Below are 18,497 nucleotides of genomic sequence, written 5' to 3' on the forward strand. Positions count from 1 at the left end.
TCTTCCCGTTCCTCAGTTCTTGGCCGCAGCGGCTTGGGCCGCGGCATGGGCCTTGAGCACGTCGACCAGCTCATCCAGGCGCTGGTGGCTCATGAAGCTGCACATCTGACGGTCGTTGACCAGCATGACCGGCGAATCGGCACAGGCGCCCAGGCACTCGCTCTTCTGCACGGTGAACAAGCCATCGGCCGTGGTGCCGCCCTCTTCCACGCCGAGCTTTTCGCAGAGGTGGTTGAGCGCCTTCTGGCCGTCGCGCAGCTGGCAAGGCAGATTGGTACAGACGTTCAACTTGAACTGACCCAGCTTGCGCTGGTTGTACATGTTGTAGAAGGTCGTCACTTCGTAGACGGCGATCGCCGGCATGCCCAGGTAGGCGGCGATCGCATCCTCGCTGGCGCGGGAGACGTAACCGATCTCGTCTTGCACGATGGACAGGCAGGCCATCACAGCCGACTGCTTCTGGTCCGCCGGGTACTTGGCCACTTCAGGCGCAAAGCGGGCCGCAGTGGCCTCGCTCAACACATAGGATTCGTTGTTCGTTGTCATCGTTCTGCTCATCACTTAACGATCGATTTCACCGAACACGATGTCCATCGTGCCGATGATGGCCACCGCATCGGCCAGCATGTGGCCGCGGGCCATCTCGTCCAGCGCAGCCAAGTGGGCGAAGCCCGGGGCGCGGATCTTCAAACGGTAAGGCTTGTTGGCACCATCGCTGACGATGTAGATGCCGAACTCGCCCTTGGGGTGCTCGACGGCCGCGTAGGCTTCGCCTTCGGGCACATGGAAGCCTTCGGTGAACAGTTTGAAATGGTGGATCAACTCCTCCATATTCGACTTCATGTCCACGCGCGAAGGCGGCGCCACCTTGTGGTTGTCGGTGATGACCGGGCCCGGGTTGGCGCGCAGCCATTTCACGCATTGCTGAATGATGCGATTGGACTGGCGCATTTCCTCGACGCGAACGACGTAACGGTCGTAGGTATCGCCGTTGGTGCCGACCGGGATGTCGAAGTCCACCTTGGCGTAGGCGTCATAAGGCTGGGTCTTGCGCAAATCCCAAGGAATGCCACAACCACGCAGCATCGGGCCGGTGAAGCCCATATTCAGTGCGCGTTCAGGCGACACCACGCCAATGCCCACGGTGCGCTGCTTCCAGATCCGGTTGTCGGTCAACAGGGTTTCGTAGTCGTCGACGTTCTTGGGGAAGCGATTGCAGAAGTCCTCAATGAAGTCCAGCAGCGAGCCGCTGCGGTTCTCGTTCATCTTGGCCAGGGTCTTGGCGTTCTTGATCTTGGACACGCGGTACTGCGGCATGGTGTCCGGCAGATCGCGGTAGACACCGCCCGGGCGGAAATAGGCCGCGTGCATGCGCGCGCCCGACACAGCTTCGTACATGTCGAACAGGTCTTCACGCTCGCGGAAAGCGTAGATCAGCACGTTCATCGCGCCGCAATCGAGACCGTGCGCGCCCAACCACATCAGGTGATTCAGCAGGCGGGTGATTTCGGCGAACATCACGCGGATGTACTGCGCGCGCTCAGGCACTTCAATGCCGAGCATCTTCTCGATCGCCAGGCAGTAGGCCTGCTCATTGGCCATCATGGACACATAGTCCAGACGGTCCATATAGGGCAGCGACTGGATGTAGGTCTTGCTCTCGGCCAGCTTTTCGGTCGCTCGGTGCAGCAGGCCGATGTGCGGATCGGCGCGCTGGATGACTTCGCCATCCAACTCCAGCACCAGGCGCAACACGCCGTGGGCGGCGGGATGCTGGGGACCGAAATTCAGGGTGTAGTTCTTGATTTCAGCCATGAATCAAAGTCCACCGTAATTGTCTTCGCGAATGATGCGCGGCGTGATTTCACGCGGCTCGATGGTCACCGGCTGGTAGACCACGCGCTTTTGCTCTGCGTCGTAGCGCATTTCCACATGACCCGAGGTCGGGAAGTCCTTGCGCATCGGATGGCCGATGAAGCCGTAGTCAGTCAGGATGCGACGCAGGTCTTCGTGGCCATCGAAAATGATGCCGTAAAGATCGAAGGCTTCGCGCTCAAACCAGTTGGCCGAATTCCAGATCGACGTGACAGCGGCAACACAAGGGAGATCGTCATCAGGGCAGAACACCTTGAGACGCAAACGCCAGTTCTTGTTGACCGACAGCAGGTGCGAAGCCACGGCATAACGCGGCCCCTCATAAGCACCGTCCTTGTAGCTGCTGTAATCCAGACCACAAAGATCGATCAGTTGCTCGAAACGCAGCTCGGAATGGTCGCGAAGGGTTTTGGCCACAGCGAGGTAGTCGGCGGCACGCACCTGCAAGGTGACCTCACCAAACTCCGTCTTCAGGCTCTGAATTCGCTCGCCCAGCGCTGCTTGCAGCGCGGCCTTCAGGGTGTCAAGTTTGCTCATCGGTGCTTGATCCTTCAGCGCGCGATCGTGTTTTCACGGCGAATCTTGGCCTGCAACTGCAGGATGCCGTACAGCAGGGCCTCGGCCGTCGGCGGACAGCCCGGCACATAGACATCGACCGGCACGATGCGATCGCAGCCGCGCACGACGGAATAACTGTAGTGGTAGTAGCCGCCGCCATTGGCGCAGGAACCCATGGAGAGCACCCAGCGCGGCTCGGCCATCTGGTCGTACACCTTGCGCAGGGCCGGAGCCATCTTGTTGCACAGCGTGCCGGCCACGATCATCAGATCGCTCTGACGAGGGCTCGGGCGGAACAACATGCCGAAGCGGTCGATGTCATAACGGGCCGCGCCCGCGTGCATCATTTCAACCGCGCAACAGGCCAGACCGAAGGTCATCGGCCAGAGGGAACCGGTTTTGGACCAGTTGATCAGCGTGTCGACCGAAGTGGTGACAAAGCCTTCTTTCAATACGCCTTCAATACCCATTGCAAGCTTTCATTCGTTCAGGCCCTTGCGGGCCGAGCGCCAAGCCCTGACCCAGCATTTCTGCCAAGCGGGCCCGCCATGCCAACCAAGGATTGGCGTCCCCTCGGGGGACCGACCAGCGCACAGCGCCGGGCGAGGGGCTAACAATCACTCCCAGTCCAGGGCGCCCTTTTTCCATTCGTAGACAAAACCCACGACCAGAATGCCCAGGAAAATCATCATGGACCAGAAACCGGCTGCACCAATCTCGCGGAGCGATACAGCCCAGGGAAACAGGAAGGCAATTTCCAGATCGAACAAGATAAACAGAATGGCCACGAGGTAATAGCGCACATCGAATTTCATGCGCGCGTCTTCAAAGGCCTCGAAGCCACATTCGTAGGGGGAGTTTTTGGCCTGATCCGGCCGATTCGGCCCGAGCAGGAAGCCGAGCACTTGGGGCGCCACACCGACGCCTGCGCCGACCAGGATGAAGAGGATGACGGGGAGGTACTGATCCAAGTTCATAGGTGACGCTCTTTGAAAAACCGCCGTACGCCTCCAGGCCCCGGCCGAGTTTTATGCAGTGATTTGACAAAAGCAACGGGCGCGCCGCCAGCGAATGTATCGCTCACGGACTGCGCCCGCCATGTCCCCCGCAAAAATGCGACAAACTTTGTTTGCCCACACCCTTGCAACAGAGGCGCTACGACCAATATTCCGCAGGCTCCAACCTTTGGATATTAACCGAACATTTGGTGCCGTCGGCGAGACTCGAACTCGCACAGCTTTCGCCACTACCCCCTCAAGATAGCGTGTCTACCAATTTCACCACGACGGCTGATACTCACTTACTCATTCTGCCTGGCACTGATCTTGTCAGTGAGAGGGATTGCTTCCCAGACAGCCTTGAATTCTATACCGAAAATTTTGAGCTTTTTAACAAGCTCGCAAGGATTTTCTGAATTTCTGACGCTTGCCCGCCCAAGGTCAACGCTGAGTCGACCCAGGATGGGCCAAGGGCTTCAGTTCGAGGCCGCAGGTGTCGCCGGCGCGATCACAGGTGCAGCACCAGGAATGGCCGCAGCGCCCGAAGCCGCAACAGCAGCGGGAGCGGCACGATCCAGAACGGTTTCCGCACCAGCCGCGCCGGCGCGGTGGTTGGACAAATAGGCCAGGGCCAAGGTGCAGGCAAAGAACAAGGTGGCGCAAACGGCCGTGCTACGCGACAGGAAATTGGCACTACCTGTGGCGCCGAACAGACTGCCCGAGGCGCCGCTGCCAAAGGAAGCACCCATATCGGCGCCCTTGCCCTGCTGCACCAAGACCAAACCAATCATGGCCAGCGCGCTCAGCAGCTGGACCACCAAAACCAAATTCATCATGACCTGCATTTCTAACTCTCCAATCAATCGTTCTTTTTCAAGGCTTCCGCCATCCACAGCGGAGACCACTCACATTCGATTCAATTCGCAGCGCGGCAGATGACCGCGAAATCCGCCGCCTTCAGGGCAGCTCCGCCGATCAAGCCGCCGTCAATGTCCGCCTGCGCAAACAACTGGGCCGCATTGTCCGGCTTGACACTGCCGCCATAAAGAATGCGCATGGCATCGGACTTCTGCGTGGCCGCGTGGAGCTGCGTGCGCAGCACCGCGTGTACAGACTGCGCCTGCTCGGGGCTGGCCGTGAGGCCGGTACCGATGGCCCAGACCGGCTCATAAGCCAGCACGATCTCGCCAATGCAATGCGTCAGGGTGTGGATCACCGCGGCCAGCTGACGCTTGACCACGGTTTCGGTTTGCCCCGCCTCGCGCTCCGCCAGAGTCTCACCGACACAGACAATCGGTGTCACACCATGCGCAAGCGCTGCCTTGGCTTTGTCCGCCACCAGCTGATCGCTCTCATGGTGATAGGCACGCCGCTCCGAGTGACCGACGATGACATAACGGCAACCCAGATCGGCCAACATGGCCGAGGAAACCTCACCGGTATACGCACCCTGCTCAAAAGCCGAGCAATCCTGCGCACCCAAGAGCACAGCCTGACCGGTCAAGGCCAGCGCCGTTTCCGCCAGATAAGGAAACGGCACACAGACAGCCACCTCGGCGGACCATGGACCCTGCTCTTTCAGCCCCGACAACAGGGCCGCATTGGCAGCGCGGCTGCCATGCATCTTCCAATTGCCAACGACCAGTTTCTTGCGCATCTTGTTCTCCAAACTCTCCACCCGAAGGGCTGCAGGGCCAATCACCAGCTCAAGACAATCTTGCCGATGTGCTCGCCCGACTCCATCAGCACATGAGCCTGCGCGGCCTCACTGGCCGGCAGCTCACGATAAATCACCGGCGCGATCACACGCGAGGCCAGCAAAGGCCAGACTCGCTCGCGCAGCGCCCGCGCCACGCCCGCCTTGAAGGGCAGCGAACGCGGCCGCAAGGTCGAGCCACTGACCGTCAGCCGCCGCCGCAAGACAGCACCCGCATCAAAACGCGCGTCGACACCGCCCTGCACCGCGATGATGACCATGCGCCCATCGTCAGCCAAACACTGAACACCGCGCTCCACATAGGAGCCAGCGACCATGTCCAAGATCACATCGACGCCACGCCCGTCAGTGCTTCGCTTCACTTCCGCGACGAAGTCCTGCTCCCGGTAGTTGATGGCCACATCAGCCCCCAACTTCAAGCAAGCTTCCGCCTTGGCGGCCGAACCCACCGTCACCAGCACGCGCGAACCCAAGGCCTTGGCCATCTGGATCGCCGTCACGCCGATGCCACTGCTGCCGCCATGGATCAGCAGGCTTTCACCGGGCTGAAGCGCGGCACGGCCGAACACATTCGACCAGACCGTGAAGCAAGTCTCCGGCAAGCTGGCCGCCTCGGCCATGGTCCAGCCAGTCGGCACCGGCAGGCATTGACCAATGGGCGCCACACAAAGCTCGGCATAGCCACCACCAGCCACCAGGGCGCAAACTGCATCGCCCACGCCCAGCCCCGCCGCCGCCAAAGCGTCAGCATCACCGCCGACGATGCGCCCCGCCACTTCCAACCCCGGCAAATCGCTAGCACCCACCGGAGCCGGATAAGCGCCCTTGCGCTGCAAGACATCTGGGCGGTTGATGCCATAGGCCTCCACCGCAATCAAGCACTCCCCAATCCCGGCAAGGGGATCGGGTCGCTCGACCATCTGCAACACCTCAGGTCCGCCAGGGCGGTTGATGGCGATCGCCTTCATGGGCTGGACTTACTCAGCGTCAGCCGGTGCTTGCACCGGAGCTGCGTCGCGGTCGATCAGCGCCTTCATGGATAGCTTGATACGACCCTTCTCGTCGGTTTCCATGACCTTGACCTTGACGATCTGACCTTCCTTGAGGAAGTCGGTCACTTTCTCGACGCGCTGGTGGGCGATCTGGCTGATATGCAGCAGGCCGTCCTTGCCAGGCAACAGATTCACCAGTGCACCGAAGTCCAGGATCTTGGTGATCGGGCCTTCGTAGACCTTGCCGATTTCGACTTCGGCGGTGATCTCGGCGATGCGCTTCTTGGCGTATTCGGCCTTTTCAGCGTCGGTCGAGGCGATGGTGATGGTGCCGTCTTCGCCGATGTCGATGGTGGTACCGGTTTCTTCGGTCAGCGCGCGGATCGTGGCGCCGCCCTTGCCGATCACGTCACGGATCTTTTCCGGGTTGATCTTCATGGTGTACAGACGCGGCGCGAACTGCGACACCTCGGTGTTGGCCGTGCCCATGGCTTCAACCATCTTGCCCAGGATGTGCAGGCGAGCTTCTTTGGCTTGAGCCAGAGCGACCTGCATGATTTCCTTGGTGATGCCCTGGATCTTGATGTCCATCTGCAGGGCAGTGATGCCACCGGTGGTACCCGCCACCTTGAAGTCCATGTCACCCAGATGATCTTCGTCACCCAGGATGTCGGTCAGCACGGCGAAACGGTTGCCGTCCTTGATCAGGCCCATGGCGATGCCGGCCACGTGGGCCTTCATAGGCACGCCAGCGTCCATCAGCGCCAGGCAGCCGCCGCAGACCGAAGCCATCGACGAGGAGCCATTGCTTTCGGTGATTTCCGACACCACACGCATGGTGTAGGGGAAGTCTTCCTTGCTCGGCAGCGCAGCAATCAGAGCGCGCTTGGCCAGACGACCGTGGCCGATTTCGCGGCGCTTCGGACTGCCCACGCGGCCAGTTTCGCCGGTGGCGAACGGAGGCATGTTGTAGTGCAGCATGAAGCGGTCTTCGAACTCGCCGGCCAGCGCGTCGATGCGCTGAGCGTCACGGTCAGTACCAAGCGTAGCGACGACCAGAGCCTGCGTTTCACCGCGGGTGAACAGGGCCGAACCGTGGGTGCGCGGCAGGATGCTGTTGCTGATCTCGATCGGGCGCACGGTGCGGGTGTCGCGACCATCGATACGCGGCTCACCGGCCAGGATCTGGCCGCGCACGATGCGGGCTTCGATCTCGAACAGCAAGCTTTCGACTTCGACCTTGTCGAATTCGACGCCATCGGCCTTCAGGCCAGCCATCACGTTGGCGGTTACGGCGCGGCAGGCTTGCGTACGGGCTTGCTTGTTGCGGATCTGGTAAGCAGCAGCCAGGGCCTCGTCGGCCAGAGCGCCGACCTTGGCGATCAGGGGCTCATTCTTGGCCGGGGCCACCCAGTTCCAGCTCGGCTTGCCGGCGTCGCGCACCAGCTCGTCGATGGCGGCGATGGCGATATTGCCCTGCTCATGACCGAACACCACGGCGCCCAGCATGATCTCTTCGCTCAGGCCATCGGCCTCGGACTCAACCATCAGCACAGCAGCTTGCGTACCGGCAACGACCAGGTCCATCTTGCTGTTGATCAGCTCGGTCTTGCCGGGGTTGAGGATGTACTCACCGTTGACATAACCCACGCGCGCAGCGCCGATGGGGCCATTGAACGGGATGCCGGACACAGCCAGCGCAGCGCTGGAAGCGATCAGGGCAGCGATGTCGGCCTGGACTTCAGGATTCAACGACAACACATGCACGACGACCTGGACTTCGTTGTAGAAGCCTTCAGGGAACAGCGGGCGGATCGGGCGGTCGATCAGGCGGCTGGTCAGTGTCTCCAACTCGCTCGGGCGACCTTCACGCTTGAAAAAGCTGCCCGGAATCTTGCCGGCGGCATAGGTCTTTTCCAGGTAGTCGACGGTCAGCGGGAAGAAATCCTGGCCGGCCTTGGCTTCGGTCTTGGCCACCACAGTGGCCAGCACCACGGTGCCTTCGATGTTCACGACGACAGCGCCGCTGGACTGGCGAGCGATTTCGCCGGTTTCCATCACGACGGAGTGGTTGCCCCACTGGAAGGTCTTGGTGACTTTATTGAACAAGCTCATTGTGTCTCTCCTCTTTGCCCGCCGGCACCCAGGCCTGCAGGCTGTGTCGAAGCGGCTTGCGGTGCCGCCTCAAAACCGAGAGTGAGACTGGGTTTGGCGGGATGCCATTCCAGGGAATCTGATCGAGCGACACCGCCCACAGAGGCCTTGGAATGACACAGCAGCGCCACTTCAGCTCAACTCCATGCGAAGCCAAAAGACAAAGAGCCTGTACTGGACGAACAACCCAGACAGGCTCCTTGATCTCAGCGGCAAATTACTTGCGCAGGCCCAGCTTCTGGATCAGCGCGGTGTAACGCGTTGCGTCCTTGGCCTTCAGATAGGCCAGCAGGCTCTTGCGAGTGTTGACCATCTTCAGCAGGCCGCGACGACCGTGGTGGTCCTTCATATTGGCCTTGAAGTGAGGGGTCAGCGCGTTGATACGGGCTGTCAGCAAAGCGACCTGGACTTCCGGCGAGCCGGTGTCGTTGGCGCTGCGGGCGTTCGATTGAACGATTTCTGCTTTGTTGATATCTGCGACGGACATGTTGCGTTCCTGATTGTCGGAAGCCGCCGGCCCGCAAAGATTGCTTTGCAGATACTCAGACGGTTTCCATGGTTTTAACTTGCGGTCACGGGTGAAACCGACCCGAGCCGTGCCTTTGCTCTCCACCACCCGACCACAGTCGAAGGCGAAAAACCTGCTAAGTATAGCGCAAACAAGGCGAATGACGATGCGCCCGCCACGGGTCCACATGGGCGGCGGCCGCAAATGGAGGCGTTTGCGCTTCTACCAAGTGGCGGACAAGCATATTTTTGACAGCTCTTGAAGGCGCGGCAAGCAGGCCAATTTCACACAGCACGGGGCCGGCAGTCGCTAGCTTCCCAAGGCCACCATCGGCTTACATCAACAGGAGATTGCCATGTTCGTGCTTCCCATGACCCGCCACAGCCACGAGTTCTCGCGCCAGCTGGAGCGCCAGATTGAACGTCGCCTGGAAAGCCTGCTTCAAGCCGACAGCAAAGCCATTTCACTGCGCAGCCCGGCGCTTGATGTCAGCGAAACCGACCTGGAGTACCGCCTGCAACTGGACCTGCCCGGCGTCAGCAAGGAAGCGGTCAAGATCACCATCGACGGTCGACGCATCACGATCGATGCAGAGCAGGCCGCAGTTGCGGAACCCACCGAAGGCAGCCGCATGCTGCACCGCGAGCGAGCCGCCACACGGTTCTCGCGCAGTTTGACCCTGCCCCAAGAAGTGAACCAGGGCGACTCCAGCGCCAAACTGGAGCACGGCGTGCTGACCCTGACCCTGGTCAAGCGCCAAGCGAGTGGCGCGAGCCAACTCAAGGTCAGCTGAGCACCGCTCGCCTCAGGCCGCGCCCAGGGTCCAGCGCGGTCTGACCTCAAAACCGGCACCCGGCCGCAGCGTGGCCATGCCGCGCTGCAAACGCATCGCGGCGGCCATGGCGATCATGGCGCCGTTGTCGGTGCACAAGCTCAGTTCTGGGTAATGCACCCGGATCTGACGCTTGGCGCAGGCCGCATTGAGCTGCTCACGCAGATGCTGGTTGGCGCCGACGCCGCCGGCCACCACCAGGCGCTTGAGCCCGGTCTCTTTCAAGGCCAGCAAGGACTTGCGCAGCAGCAGCTCGACGATGGCCGCCTGGGTGCTGGCGGCCAGATCGGCTTTTTGCTGCTCGGTCGGCGCATCGCCCAGGCGCTTCACCTGAGTCAGCACGGCTGTTTTCAGGCCGGCAAAACTGAAATCGGGCCTGCCGCTCTTGAGCATGGGCCGGGGCAGATCAAATGCCGTCGGGTCGCCATGCTCGGCCAGCTTGGCCAGATGCGGGCCGCCCGGATAGGGCAGACCCAGCAGCTTGGCGCTCTTGTCAAAGGCTTCACCTGCGGCGTCGTCGATGGTCTCGCCCAGCATCTGGTACTCGCCGACATCGTCCACCCGCATCAGCTGGGTGTGCCCGCCGGACACGAGCAAAGCGACGAAGGGAAACTCCGGCGGATCGACCGACAGAAACGGCGAGAGCAAATGCCCCTCGAGGTGATGAACACCCACCGTGGGCTTGTCCAGCGCCGCCGCCATGGCCACCGCCACACCGGCGCCCACTAGCAAAGCGCCAGCGAGGCCTGGGCCCTGGGTGTAGGCGATGACATCGATGTCGTTCAAAGCCACATGGGCTTGCGACAAAACCTCGCGCGTCAGCGGCAGCACACGGCGGATGTGATCGCGCGAAGCCAGCTCTGGCACCACGCCGCCGTAGGCCTGGTGCATGCTGATCTGGCTGTGCAAGGCCTGGGCACGCAGCTGGGGTGCGCCGGTAGCAGGCACCTCGACCAGCGCCACGCCGGTTTCGTCGCAGGACGATTCGAATCCCAGAACCAGCATGACGGAGCTCAGTGGCCTTCTTTGGCGTGGTTGATCGAGTACTTGGGGATCTCGATGGTGACGTCCTTCTGGCCCAGGATGGCTTGGCAGCTCAGGCGCGAATCAGGCTCCAGACCCCAGGCGCGGTCCAGCATGTCCTCCTCGCCCTCCTCCATCTCGGACAGCGAGGCCATACCTTCGCGCACGATCACATGGCAGGTGGTGCAGGCGCAGACCATGTCACAGGCGTGCTCGATGGCGATCTGGTTGTCCAGCAGCGCCTCGCAGATCGAGGTGCCGGCCGGCGCGTTGACCGTTTTGCCCTCGGGGCAGTATTCGGCGTGGGGAAGAATCTTGATGACGGGCATGGGGCTCTCCTGGCGCGGCGCGCCGGCTCAGATCTGGTCGACGCTGCGGCCGGTCAAGGCCTTGTGAATGCCGCGGTTCATGCGCGCGGCGGCAAAGGCTTCGGTGCCCTTGGCCAGGGCTTCAACGGCGGCGGTGATGGCATCGGCGTCTTCGCCATCTGCCGCCTGCGCCATCGCTTGCAGCAAGCTGGCGATGTCAACCTGCTCGGCCTCGGAAAGTAGATCGCCGTCGGCCGCCTGGGCGGACAGCGTCGCCAGGCGCATGCGCTCGGCCTCGACACGCGCCTCGCGCAGCTTGCGCGCCGCCATGTCGGACTCCGCACTGGCAAAGCCGTCCTTGAGCATGCCGGCGATCTGGTCATCGCTGAGGCCATAGCTGGGCTTGACCTGGATGGTGGCCTCCACACCCGAGCCCAATTCCTTGGCTGAGACGCTGAGCAGGCCATCGGCATCGACCTGGAAGGTCACGCGGATGCGCGCAGCACCGGCCACCATGGGCGGGATGCCGCGAAGCTCGAAGCGCGCCAGCGAACGGCATTCGCTGACCAGCTCGCGCTCGCCCTGCAGCACATGCAGGGCCATGGCGGTCTGGCCATCTTTGAAAGTGGTGAAGTCCTGCGCCTGGGCCACGGGGATGGTGGCGTTGCGCTCGATGATGCGCTCGACCAAGCCGCCCATGGTTTCCAGCCCCAGCGAGAGCGGGATCACGTCCAGCAAGAGGATGTCGCCATCGGCCGCATTGCCGGCCAGCTGGTTGGCCTGGATGGCGGCACCTTGAGCCACTACCTCATCGGGGTTCAGATTGGTCAGCACTTCGCGGCCGAACAAGGCACTCACCGCCTCGCGCACGCAAGGCATGCGGGTGGAGCCGCCCACCATGACCGTGCCCTGCACCTCGTCGGCCCGCACTTTGGCGTCGCGCAGCACGCGCTTGACGGCGCTCAGCGTGCGAGCCAGCAGCGGCTGGGCCAGGGTTTCGAACTGGCTGCGAGACACGCGCAGCTCGAGCGCGCCTGCATCCAGCCGAACCTGCAGCACTGCGCTATCAGCACTTGAGAGTTGCTCCTTGGCCGCACGCGCTGCCACCAGAACCGCACGCTTGTCATGGGCCGAACTCAGTTGCAGGCCGCTTTGCGCCAGCGCCCAATCCGCCAGGACTCGGTCGAAATCATCACCGCCCAGCGCAGCATCGCCACCTGTCGCCACCACCTCGAAGACGCCGCGACTCAGGCGCAGCAGTGAGATGTCAAAGGTGCCGCCGCCGAGGTCGTAGACGGCGTAGAGCCCTTCGCTGGCGTTATCGAGGCCGTAGGCAATGGCCGCGGCCGTGGGCTCGTTGATCAGGCGCAGCACATTCAGGCCGGCCAGCTGTGCCGCGTCCTTGGTCGCCTGGCGCTGCGCGTCGTCGAAATAGGCCGGCACGGTGATCACCGCACCGAACACATCGTCGGCAAAGCTGTCTTCGGCGCGGAAGCGCAAGGTGGCCAGGATCTCGGCCGAGATCTCCACCGGCGACTTCAGGCCATCGCGGGTGCGCAGGGACAGCATGCCCGGCGTGTCCTCGAAGTCATAGGGCATCTTGCTGCGCTCGGCGACATCGGCCAGGCCGCGGCCCATGAAACGCTTGACCGAAACAATGGTGTTGACCGGGTCCTCGGCTTGCGCGGCCAGTGCAGCGGCGCCGATCTGACGGCGACCTTCTTCCAGGTAGCGCACAGCCGAGGGCAGGATCACCTGACCCTGCTCATCGGGCAGACATTCGGCCACACCGTGGCGCACAGCGGCCACCAGGGAATGGGTGGTGCCCAGGTCAATGCCCACCGCGATGCGACGCTCATGCGGATTGGGAGACTGGCCCGGTTCGGAAATTTGCAGCAAAGCCATGTTTTATTGTCCTAGGGCTTCCAGGCGTCGATCGAGATCGGAACGGAATCGGTGAATGAACATCAGCGCCCTCACCTGCTGGGCGGCCGCGGCGGTGGCGGCAGCCATATCGGTGTCGGCATCGAGCAGGCCCTGCACCTCGGCCAGCAGCTCACGCTCGCGCGTGGCCACCTCGGCATCCAGCGCCTCCACTTCGGCCAGGCCTTGCGCGTCGTCCAGGGCCTCGCGCCAGGCCATCTGCTCCATCAGGAACGCCGTGGGCATGCGGGTGTTCTCGTGGATCTGCAGCGGCACACCGCGCAGCTCGCACAGATAGGCCGCGCGCTTGAGCGGATCGCGCAAGCGCTGGTGCGCCTCGTTGACCCGCATCGCCCACTGCGCGCTCAGGCGCTGCGCCGCGGCGCCCTGGGCCGCAAAACGGTCGGGGTGGACCTGGGCCTGTAAGGCCTTCCAACTGGCATCGATGGCGGCGCGATCCTGGGTCTGCCGCTGCGGCAGGCCGAACAGGCTGAAGTCGTCGTCATCGAGTTTCATGGAACAGGTCTCGGGCTTTTCAAATCTTTGGGCGCGTGCAGAGCTGCCGCCACTCGGCTTCAGCCATGAAAAAAGCGCGGACCGACGCCGCGCCCTCCTGGCCTGCACCGCTCGCGCGGCGCAGCACTGTATTACACGCGGAAGGACTCGCCGCAGCCGCAGCGGTCTTTCTCGCGCGGGTTGCGGAACTTAAAGCCTTCGTTCAGGCCTTCGCGGACAAAGTCCAGCTCGGTGCCATCCAGATAGGGCAGGCTCTTGGGATCGATCAGGATCTTGATGCCATGGCCTTCGAAGATCACATCCTCGGGGGCCACCTCATCGGCGTACTCCAGCTTGTAGGCCAGGCCGGAGCAGCCGGTGGTCTTGACACCCAGGCGCACGCCGACACCACGGCCGCGCTTGCTGATGTAGCGCGTCACATGGCGTGCGGCGGCTTCGGTCACGGTCACTGACATGGCGCCGTCCTTACTGCGTGTGCTTGGCGCGGTAATCGTCCACGGCCGCCTTGATGGCGTCCTCGGCCAGGATGGAGCAGTGGATCTTGACCGGCGGCAGGGCCAGTTCCTCGGCGATCTGGGTGTTCTTGATGGCCAGGGCCTGATCCAGGCTCTTGCCCTTGACCCATTCGGTCACGAGCGAGCTCGATGCAATGGCCGAGCCGCAGCCGTAGGTCTTGAATTTCGCGTCTTCGATCAAACCGGTGGCCGGGTTGACCTTGATCTGCAGCTTCATCACATCGCCGCAGGCCGGTGCACCGACCATGCCGGTGCCGACCGACTCGTCGCCCTTTTCGAAGGCGCCGACATTGCGGGGGTTTTCGTAGTGATCAACGACTTTTTCGCTGTATGCCATGATTTTTCTCCTAGCTATTGGCTGCCCTGCGACAAAGTGGACGCAGAGCCGGCTCACCACAGATTCAGGTCCGCGGCGGGCTGTGGTCTTTCAGTGGGCAGCCCACTGGATGGTGCTGAGGTCGATGCCGTCCTTGTACATATCCCACAGCGGCGAGAGCTCGCGCAGCTTGGCAACACGGTCCTTGAGGGTTGCGATCGCGTAATCGATTTCTTCCACGGTGGTGAAGCGGCCGATGGTCATGCGCAGAGAAGAATGCGCCAGCTCGTCGCTGCGACCCAGGGCGCGCAAGACATAGCTCGGCTCCAGGCTTGCCGAAGTGCAGGCCGATCCGGACGACAGCGCCAAGCCCTTGACACCCATGATCAGGGACTCGCCCTCCACATAGTTGAAGGACATGTTCAAGTTGTGCGGCACGCGGCGCTCCAGGTCGCCATTGACGAAGACCTGTTCGATGTCCTTGAGGCCATTCAGCAGACGCTGATGCAACATGCGGATGCGCTCGCCCTCGGACGCCATTTCTTCCTTGGCGATGCGAAACGCCTCACCCATACCGACGATCTGGTGCGTGGCCAAGGTACCCGAGCGCATACCGCGCTCCTGGCCGCCACCGTGCATCTGCGCTTCAAGGCGCACACGCGGCTTGCGGCGCACATACAAGGCGCCGATGCCCTTGGGGCCATAGGTCTTGTGCGAAGCCAGGCTCATCAGATCCACCGGCAGCTCGGCCAAATTGATGGCGATCTTGCCGGTAGCCTGGGCCGCATCAACGTGAAAGATGATGCCGCGTTCGCGGCAGATCGCGCCAATGGCAGGGATGTCCTGAATCACTCCGATCTCATTGCTGACATACAGCACCGAGGCCAGGATGGTGTCCGGGCGGATAGCCGCCTTGAACGCCTCCAGATCCAGCAGGCCATCGGCCTGCACCTCGAGGTAAGTGACCTCAAAGCCCTGGCGCTCCAACTCACGACAGGTGTCCAGCACCGCCTTGTGCTCGGTCTTGAGCGTGATGATGTGCTTGCCGCGGGTCTTGTAGAACTGGGCTGCGCCCTTGATGGCGAGGTTGATGGACTCGGTGGCACCCGAGGTCCAGACGATCTCGCGCGGGTCGGCGCCGATCAGAGCCGAGACCTGTTCACGCGACTTCTCGACGATCGCTTCCGCCTCCCAGCCCCAGGCATGGCTGCGCGACGCCGGGTTGCCGAAATGCTCACTGAGCCACGGCACCATGGCGCTGACCACACGCGGGTCCACCGGCGTGGTAGCACCGTAGTCGAGATAGATGGGGAAATGCGGGGTCATGTCCATGTTCGAGATTGGCTTTTTGTTCTGTGCTGGCGACTGGGCTGGCAGTCTTATTTGGTAAAGGCGTTGCCGAGGGCGAAGACCGAATTCGGGGCGGTGATGCGAATGGGTTTGACCACCGGCGTCGATGAAATGGCGCGCTTCATCGGCGACTCTTCAATGGTGACGCCCTTGGACAGCTGGTCTTCCACTAGCTTGCGCAGGGACACCGAATCGAGGTACTCGATCATCTTGGCGTTGAGACTGGTCCAGAGCTCGTGGGTGATGCAGCGCCCGGTGTCCTCGCCCATGCAGTTTTCCTTACCGCCGCAGCCGGTGGCATCGATGGGCTCGTCGACGGCCACGATGATGTCGGCCACGGTTATTTCGCTGGATTTGCGACCCAAGGAATACCCGCCGCCCGGGCCGCGTGTGCTTTCCACCAGCTCATGGCGACGCAGCTTGCCGAACAACTGCTCCAGATAGGACAGCGAAATCTGCTGCCGCTGGCTGATGGCAGCCAGCGCGACCGGGCCACCGTTTTCACGCAGGGCCAAGTCAATCATCGCTGTGACGGCAAACCGACCTTTGGTGGTGAGACGCATATCACTCTCCTTTGAGTCCGCAGAACCAGGCGCCAAGAGCGAAGCCCTGTGAAGCACCGGGGGTCAGGGCTGGCCCGTTTGACGGGTTTACCCTTGACCAATTCCGACTATTTTACTCAATTACTGAGAGTCTTGCCCGGCAACCCGAAAACCAGGGATTCGGCAGGGCCTTGAGCCCAGAGGGCGGAGCCGGGCCGGGCGCCGCGACTAGCCGATATTGTCGTGCACCACCGCGCCAAAGGCTTGCTCGCGCAGCTGGGCCAGCTGGTCCCGCACGCGCGCCGCCTTCTCGAACTCCAGGTTGCGGGCATGCTCCAGCATCTGCTTCTCCAGCAAGGCCATGCGCTTGCTGAGGTCCTTCTCGGACATCTGCTCGACCTCGGCCACCTGCAGCAGCTTCTGATCATCCCTGCCACTCTTGTCGGAGTAGACGCCGTCGATCAAGTCCTTGATGCGCTTGTTGATGCTGCGCGGCGTGATGCCATTCGCCTCATTGAAAGCCAGCTGCTTGCTGCGACGGCGCTCGGTCTCCCCCATGGCCTTACGCATCGATTCCGTCACCCGGTCGGCATACAGAATGGCCTTGCCGTTGAGGTTGCGGGCAGCACGGCCGATGGTCTGGATGAGGCTGCGCTCGGAACGCAAAAAGCCCTCCTTGTCGGCATCCAGAATCGCCACCAGCGAGACCTCGGGAATGTCCAGACCTTCACGAAGCAAGTTGATGCCGACCAGCACATCGAATGCACCCAATCGCAGGTCGCGCAAGATCTCGACCCGCTCGACCGTGTCCACGTCGGAGTGCAGGTAGCGCACCTTGACGCCGTTGTCACTCAAATAATCGGTCAGCTGTTCGGCCATGCGCTTGGTCAGGGTGGTGATCAAGACGCGGTCATTGACCTCCACTCGCAGGCGAATTTCCTGCAGCACATCGTCCACCTGGTGGGTGGCCGGGCGCACCTCGACCAGCGGGTCGACCAAGCCCGTGGGTCGCACCACCTGCTCCACCACCTGCCCGGCATTCTGCTGTTCGTAGGCCGCCGGTGTGGCGGACACAAATACGGCCTGGCGCATCTTGCGCTCGAACTCGTCAAACTTGAGTGGGCGGTTGTCCAGGGCCGAGGGCAGGCGGAAGCCATACTCCACCAGCGTGGTCTTGCGCGCTCGGTCGCCGTTGTACATGCCGCCGAACTGGCCGATCAGCACATGGCTTTCGTCCAGGAACATCAGCGCATCGCTGGGCAGATAGTCCACCAAGGTCGGCGGCGGCTCGCCTGGCGCGGCGCCGGACAGGTGCCGGGTGTAATTCTCGATGCCCTTGCAGTGCCCCACCTCCTGCAACATTTCCAGGTCGAAGCGGGTGCGCTGCTCCAGGCGCTGGGCCTCGACCAGCTTGCCTTCCTTGACAAAGAAACCCAGGCGCTCGCGCAGCTCCTCCTTGATGGTCTCCATCGCGCCCAGCACCTTTTCGCGCGGCGTGACGTAATGGCTGCTCGGATAGACGGTGAAGCGAGCGATCTTCTGACGGATCTTGCCGGTCAGCGGGTCGAAGAGCTGCAAAGTCTCGACCTCGTCATCGAAGAGCTCGATGCGCAGGGCCAATTCCGAATGCTCGGCAGGAAAGACATCGATGGTGTCGCCACGCACTCGGAAAGCGCCACGGCTGAACTCCACCTCATTGCGGGTGTACTGCATGCGAATCAGCTGGGCAATGACATCACGCTGCCCCATCTTGTCGCCATTGCGCAGCGTCATCACCATCTGGTGGTAGTCGCTCGGGTTGCCGATGCCGTAGATGGCCGAAACAGAGGCCACGATGATCACATCACGCCGCTCCATCAGGCTCTTGGTGGCGGAGAGGCGCAACTGCTCGATGTGCTCGTTGATGGCGCTGTCCTTCTCGATGAACAGGTCGCGCTGCGGCACATAGGCCTCGGGCTGGTAGTAGTCGTAGTAGCTGACGAAATACTCGACCGCATTGTTGGGAAAGAAATCGCGGAACTCGCTGTATAGCTGGGCCGCCAGCGTCTTGTTGGGCGCAAAGATGATGGCCGGGCGACCCAGGCGGGCGATCACATTGGCCATGGTGAAGGTCTTGCCCGAGCCGGTCACGCCCAGCAGGGTCTGGTAACTCAAGCCGTCATTGATGCCTTCAATCAGCTGCGCAATCGCCGTCGGCTGGTCTCCAGCTGGTGGAAATGGCTGGAACAGCTGGAACGGCGAGCCTTCGAAAGACACGAACTCACCCTTGGGCACCTCAGCACCTTCGGCAGTTTTGTCAATGAGGCGATCTGAATCTTGCATGTGCTGGAGCCGGGTCAGTAACAAGGAGAGAAGCGAAGGGCCCACCTA

The 18,497-nt window shown here is 62.2% G+C and carries 20 protein-coding genes and 1 tRNA gene; 1 reads left to right on the forward strand and 20 read right to left on the reverse strand.

The window, feature by feature from the left end; translation table 11 throughout:
* Positions 1 to 12: 12 nt before the first annotated feature.
* The 11 genes from LNV28_RS15675 to rpsO form a co-directional block, all read right to left on the reverse strand.
* On the reverse strand, positions 13 to 546 hold the full coding sequence (locus LNV28_RS15675; RefSeq protein WP_263568994.1) for an NADH-quinone oxidoreductase subunit NuoE family protein: 534 nt from the start codon (positions 544 to 546) through the stop codon (positions 13 to 15).
* Between the two features lie 15 nt (positions 547 to 561).
* Complete coding sequence (locus LNV28_RS15680) at positions 562 to 1,815, reverse strand: NADH-quinone oxidoreductase subunit D (RefSeq protein ID WP_263517314.1); 1,254 nt, start codon at positions 1,813 to 1,815, stop codon at positions 562 to 564.
* A gap of 3 nt (positions 1,816 to 1,818) precedes the next feature.
* The gene (locus tag LNV28_RS15685) at positions 1,819 to 2,412 is read right to left on the reverse strand and encodes an NADH-quinone oxidoreductase subunit C (RefSeq protein WP_263517315.1); all 594 of its coding nucleotides are present in this window, start codon (positions 2,410 to 2,412) and stop codon (positions 1,819 to 1,821) included.
* A gap of 14 nt (positions 2,413 to 2,426) precedes the next feature.
* Positions 2,427 to 2,903 (reverse strand): NuoB/complex I 20 kDa subunit family protein, encoded by a 477-nt coding sequence (locus LNV28_RS15690; RefSeq protein ID WP_047484384.1) that lies wholly within the window; start codon positions 2,901 to 2,903, stop codon positions 2,427 to 2,429.
* A gap of 147 nt (positions 2,904 to 3,050) precedes the next feature.
* Entirely contained in the window at positions 3,051 to 3,410 is a 360-nt protein-coding gene (locus LNV28_RS15695) for an NADH-quinone oxidoreductase subunit A (protein ID WP_263517316.1), read from the reverse strand.
* Positions 3,411 to 3,638: 228 nt separating this feature from the next.
* Positions 3,639 to 3,723 (reverse strand) — tRNA-Leu (locus LNV28_RS15700).
* Positions 3,724 to 3,907: 184 nt separating this feature from the next.
* Positions 3,908 to 4,276, reverse strand: a complete 369-nt coding sequence (secG, locus tag LNV28_RS15705; protein ID WP_263517317.1) for a preprotein translocase subunit SecG — start codon at positions 4,274 to 4,276, stop codon at positions 3,908 to 3,910.
* 71 nt (positions 4,277 to 4,347) lie between these two features.
* The gene (tpiA, locus tag LNV28_RS15710; protein WP_263517318.1) at positions 4,348 to 5,088 is read right to left on the reverse strand and encodes a triose-phosphate isomerase; all 741 of its coding nucleotides are present in this window, start codon (positions 5,086 to 5,088) and stop codon (positions 4,348 to 4,350) included.
* A 41-nt stretch (positions 5,089 to 5,129) separates the two neighbouring features.
* Positions 5,130 to 6,116, reverse strand: coding sequence for an NAD(P)H-quinone oxidoreductase (locus LNV28_RS15715; protein ID WP_263517319.1), 987 nt, complete (start codon positions 6,114 to 6,116; stop codon positions 5,130 to 5,132).
* A 9-nt stretch (positions 6,117 to 6,125) separates the two neighbouring features.
* Positions 6,126 to 8,255: a polyribonucleotide nucleotidyltransferase gene (pnp, locus tag LNV28_RS15720; RefSeq protein WP_263517320.1), complete on the reverse strand. Its 2,130-nt coding sequence runs from the start codon at positions 8,253 to 8,255 to the stop codon at positions 6,126 to 6,128.
* A 256-nt stretch (positions 8,256 to 8,511) separates the two neighbouring features.
* A complete protein-coding gene (gene rpsO, locus LNV28_RS15725) occupies positions 8,512 to 8,781 on the reverse strand; it encodes a 30S ribosomal protein S15 (protein WP_102770315.1) in 270 nt (89 codons plus the stop codon).
* A gap of 376 nt (positions 8,782 to 9,157) precedes the next feature.
* Here rpsO and LNV28_RS15730 point away from each other — a divergent pair, with 376 nt between their 5' ends.
* Positions 9,158 to 9,595, forward strand: a complete 438-nt coding sequence (locus tag LNV28_RS15730) for an Hsp20/alpha crystallin family protein (RefSeq protein WP_263517321.1) — start codon at positions 9,158 to 9,160, stop codon at positions 9,593 to 9,595.
* A gap of 12 nt (positions 9,596 to 9,607) precedes the next feature.
* On the opposite strand, the gene tsaD is transcribed toward LNV28_RS15730, so the two are convergent.
* From tsaD to uvrB, 9 genes are all read right to left on the reverse strand, one after another.
* Positions 9,608 to 10,639: a tRNA (adenosine(37)-N6)-threonylcarbamoyltransferase complex transferase subunit TsaD gene (gene tsaD, locus LNV28_RS15735; RefSeq protein WP_263517322.1), complete on the reverse strand. Its 1,032-nt coding sequence runs from the start codon at positions 10,637 to 10,639 to the stop codon at positions 9,608 to 9,610.
* Positions 10,640 to 10,647: 8 nt separating this feature from the next.
* Positions 10,648 to 10,986: an ISC system 2Fe-2S type ferredoxin gene (fdx, locus tag LNV28_RS15740; protein ID WP_102770312.1), complete on the reverse strand. Its 339-nt coding sequence runs from the start codon at positions 10,984 to 10,986 to the stop codon at positions 10,648 to 10,650.
* A 27-nt stretch (positions 10,987 to 11,013) separates the two neighbouring features.
* A complete protein-coding gene (hscA, locus tag LNV28_RS15745; RefSeq protein WP_263517323.1) occupies positions 11,014 to 12,870 on the reverse strand; it encodes a Fe-S protein assembly chaperone HscA in 1,857 nt (618 codons plus the stop codon).
* Between the two features lie 3 nt (positions 12,871 to 12,873).
* Positions 12,874 to 13,404 carry a Fe-S protein assembly co-chaperone HscB gene (hscB, locus tag LNV28_RS15750; RefSeq protein ID WP_263517324.1) on the reverse strand — a complete coding sequence of 177 codons (531 nt, stop codon included), beginning with the start codon at positions 13,402 to 13,404 and terminating at the stop codon, positions 12,874 to 12,876.
* Between the two features lie 131 nt (positions 13,405 to 13,535).
* Positions 13,536 to 13,859 (reverse strand): iron-sulfur cluster assembly protein IscA, encoded by a 324-nt coding sequence (gene iscA, locus LNV28_RS15755; RefSeq protein ID WP_102770309.1) that lies wholly within the window; start codon positions 13,857 to 13,859, stop codon positions 13,536 to 13,538.
* A gap of 10 nt (positions 13,860 to 13,869) precedes the next feature.
* On the reverse strand, positions 13,870 to 14,256 hold the full coding sequence (gene iscU, locus LNV28_RS15760) for a Fe-S cluster assembly scaffold IscU (protein WP_102770308.1): 387 nt from the start codon (positions 14,254 to 14,256) through the stop codon (positions 13,870 to 13,872).
* A gap of 90 nt (positions 14,257 to 14,346) precedes the next feature.
* Positions 14,347 to 15,567 (reverse strand): IscS subfamily cysteine desulfurase, encoded by a 1,221-nt coding sequence (locus LNV28_RS15765; RefSeq protein ID WP_263517325.1) that lies wholly within the window; start codon positions 15,565 to 15,567, stop codon positions 14,347 to 14,349.
* 47 nt (positions 15,568 to 15,614) lie between these two features.
* Complete coding sequence (locus LNV28_RS15770; protein WP_263517326.1) at positions 15,615 to 16,148, reverse strand: Fe-S cluster assembly transcription factor; 534 nt, start codon at positions 16,146 to 16,148, stop codon at positions 15,615 to 15,617.
* A 207-nt stretch (positions 16,149 to 16,355) separates the two neighbouring features.
* Positions 16,356 to 18,449: an excinuclease ABC subunit UvrB gene (gene uvrB, locus LNV28_RS15775; protein ID WP_263517327.1), complete on the reverse strand. Its 2,094-nt coding sequence runs from the start codon at positions 18,447 to 18,449 to the stop codon at positions 16,356 to 16,358.
* Positions 18,450 to 18,497: the final 48 nt, after the last annotated feature.

Origin of the sequence: Paucibacter sp. DJ2R-2 (assembly GCF_025717675.1) — a bacterium.
GTDB lineage: Bacteria > Pseudomonadota > Gammaproteobacteria > Burkholderiales > Burkholderiaceae_C > Paucibacter_A.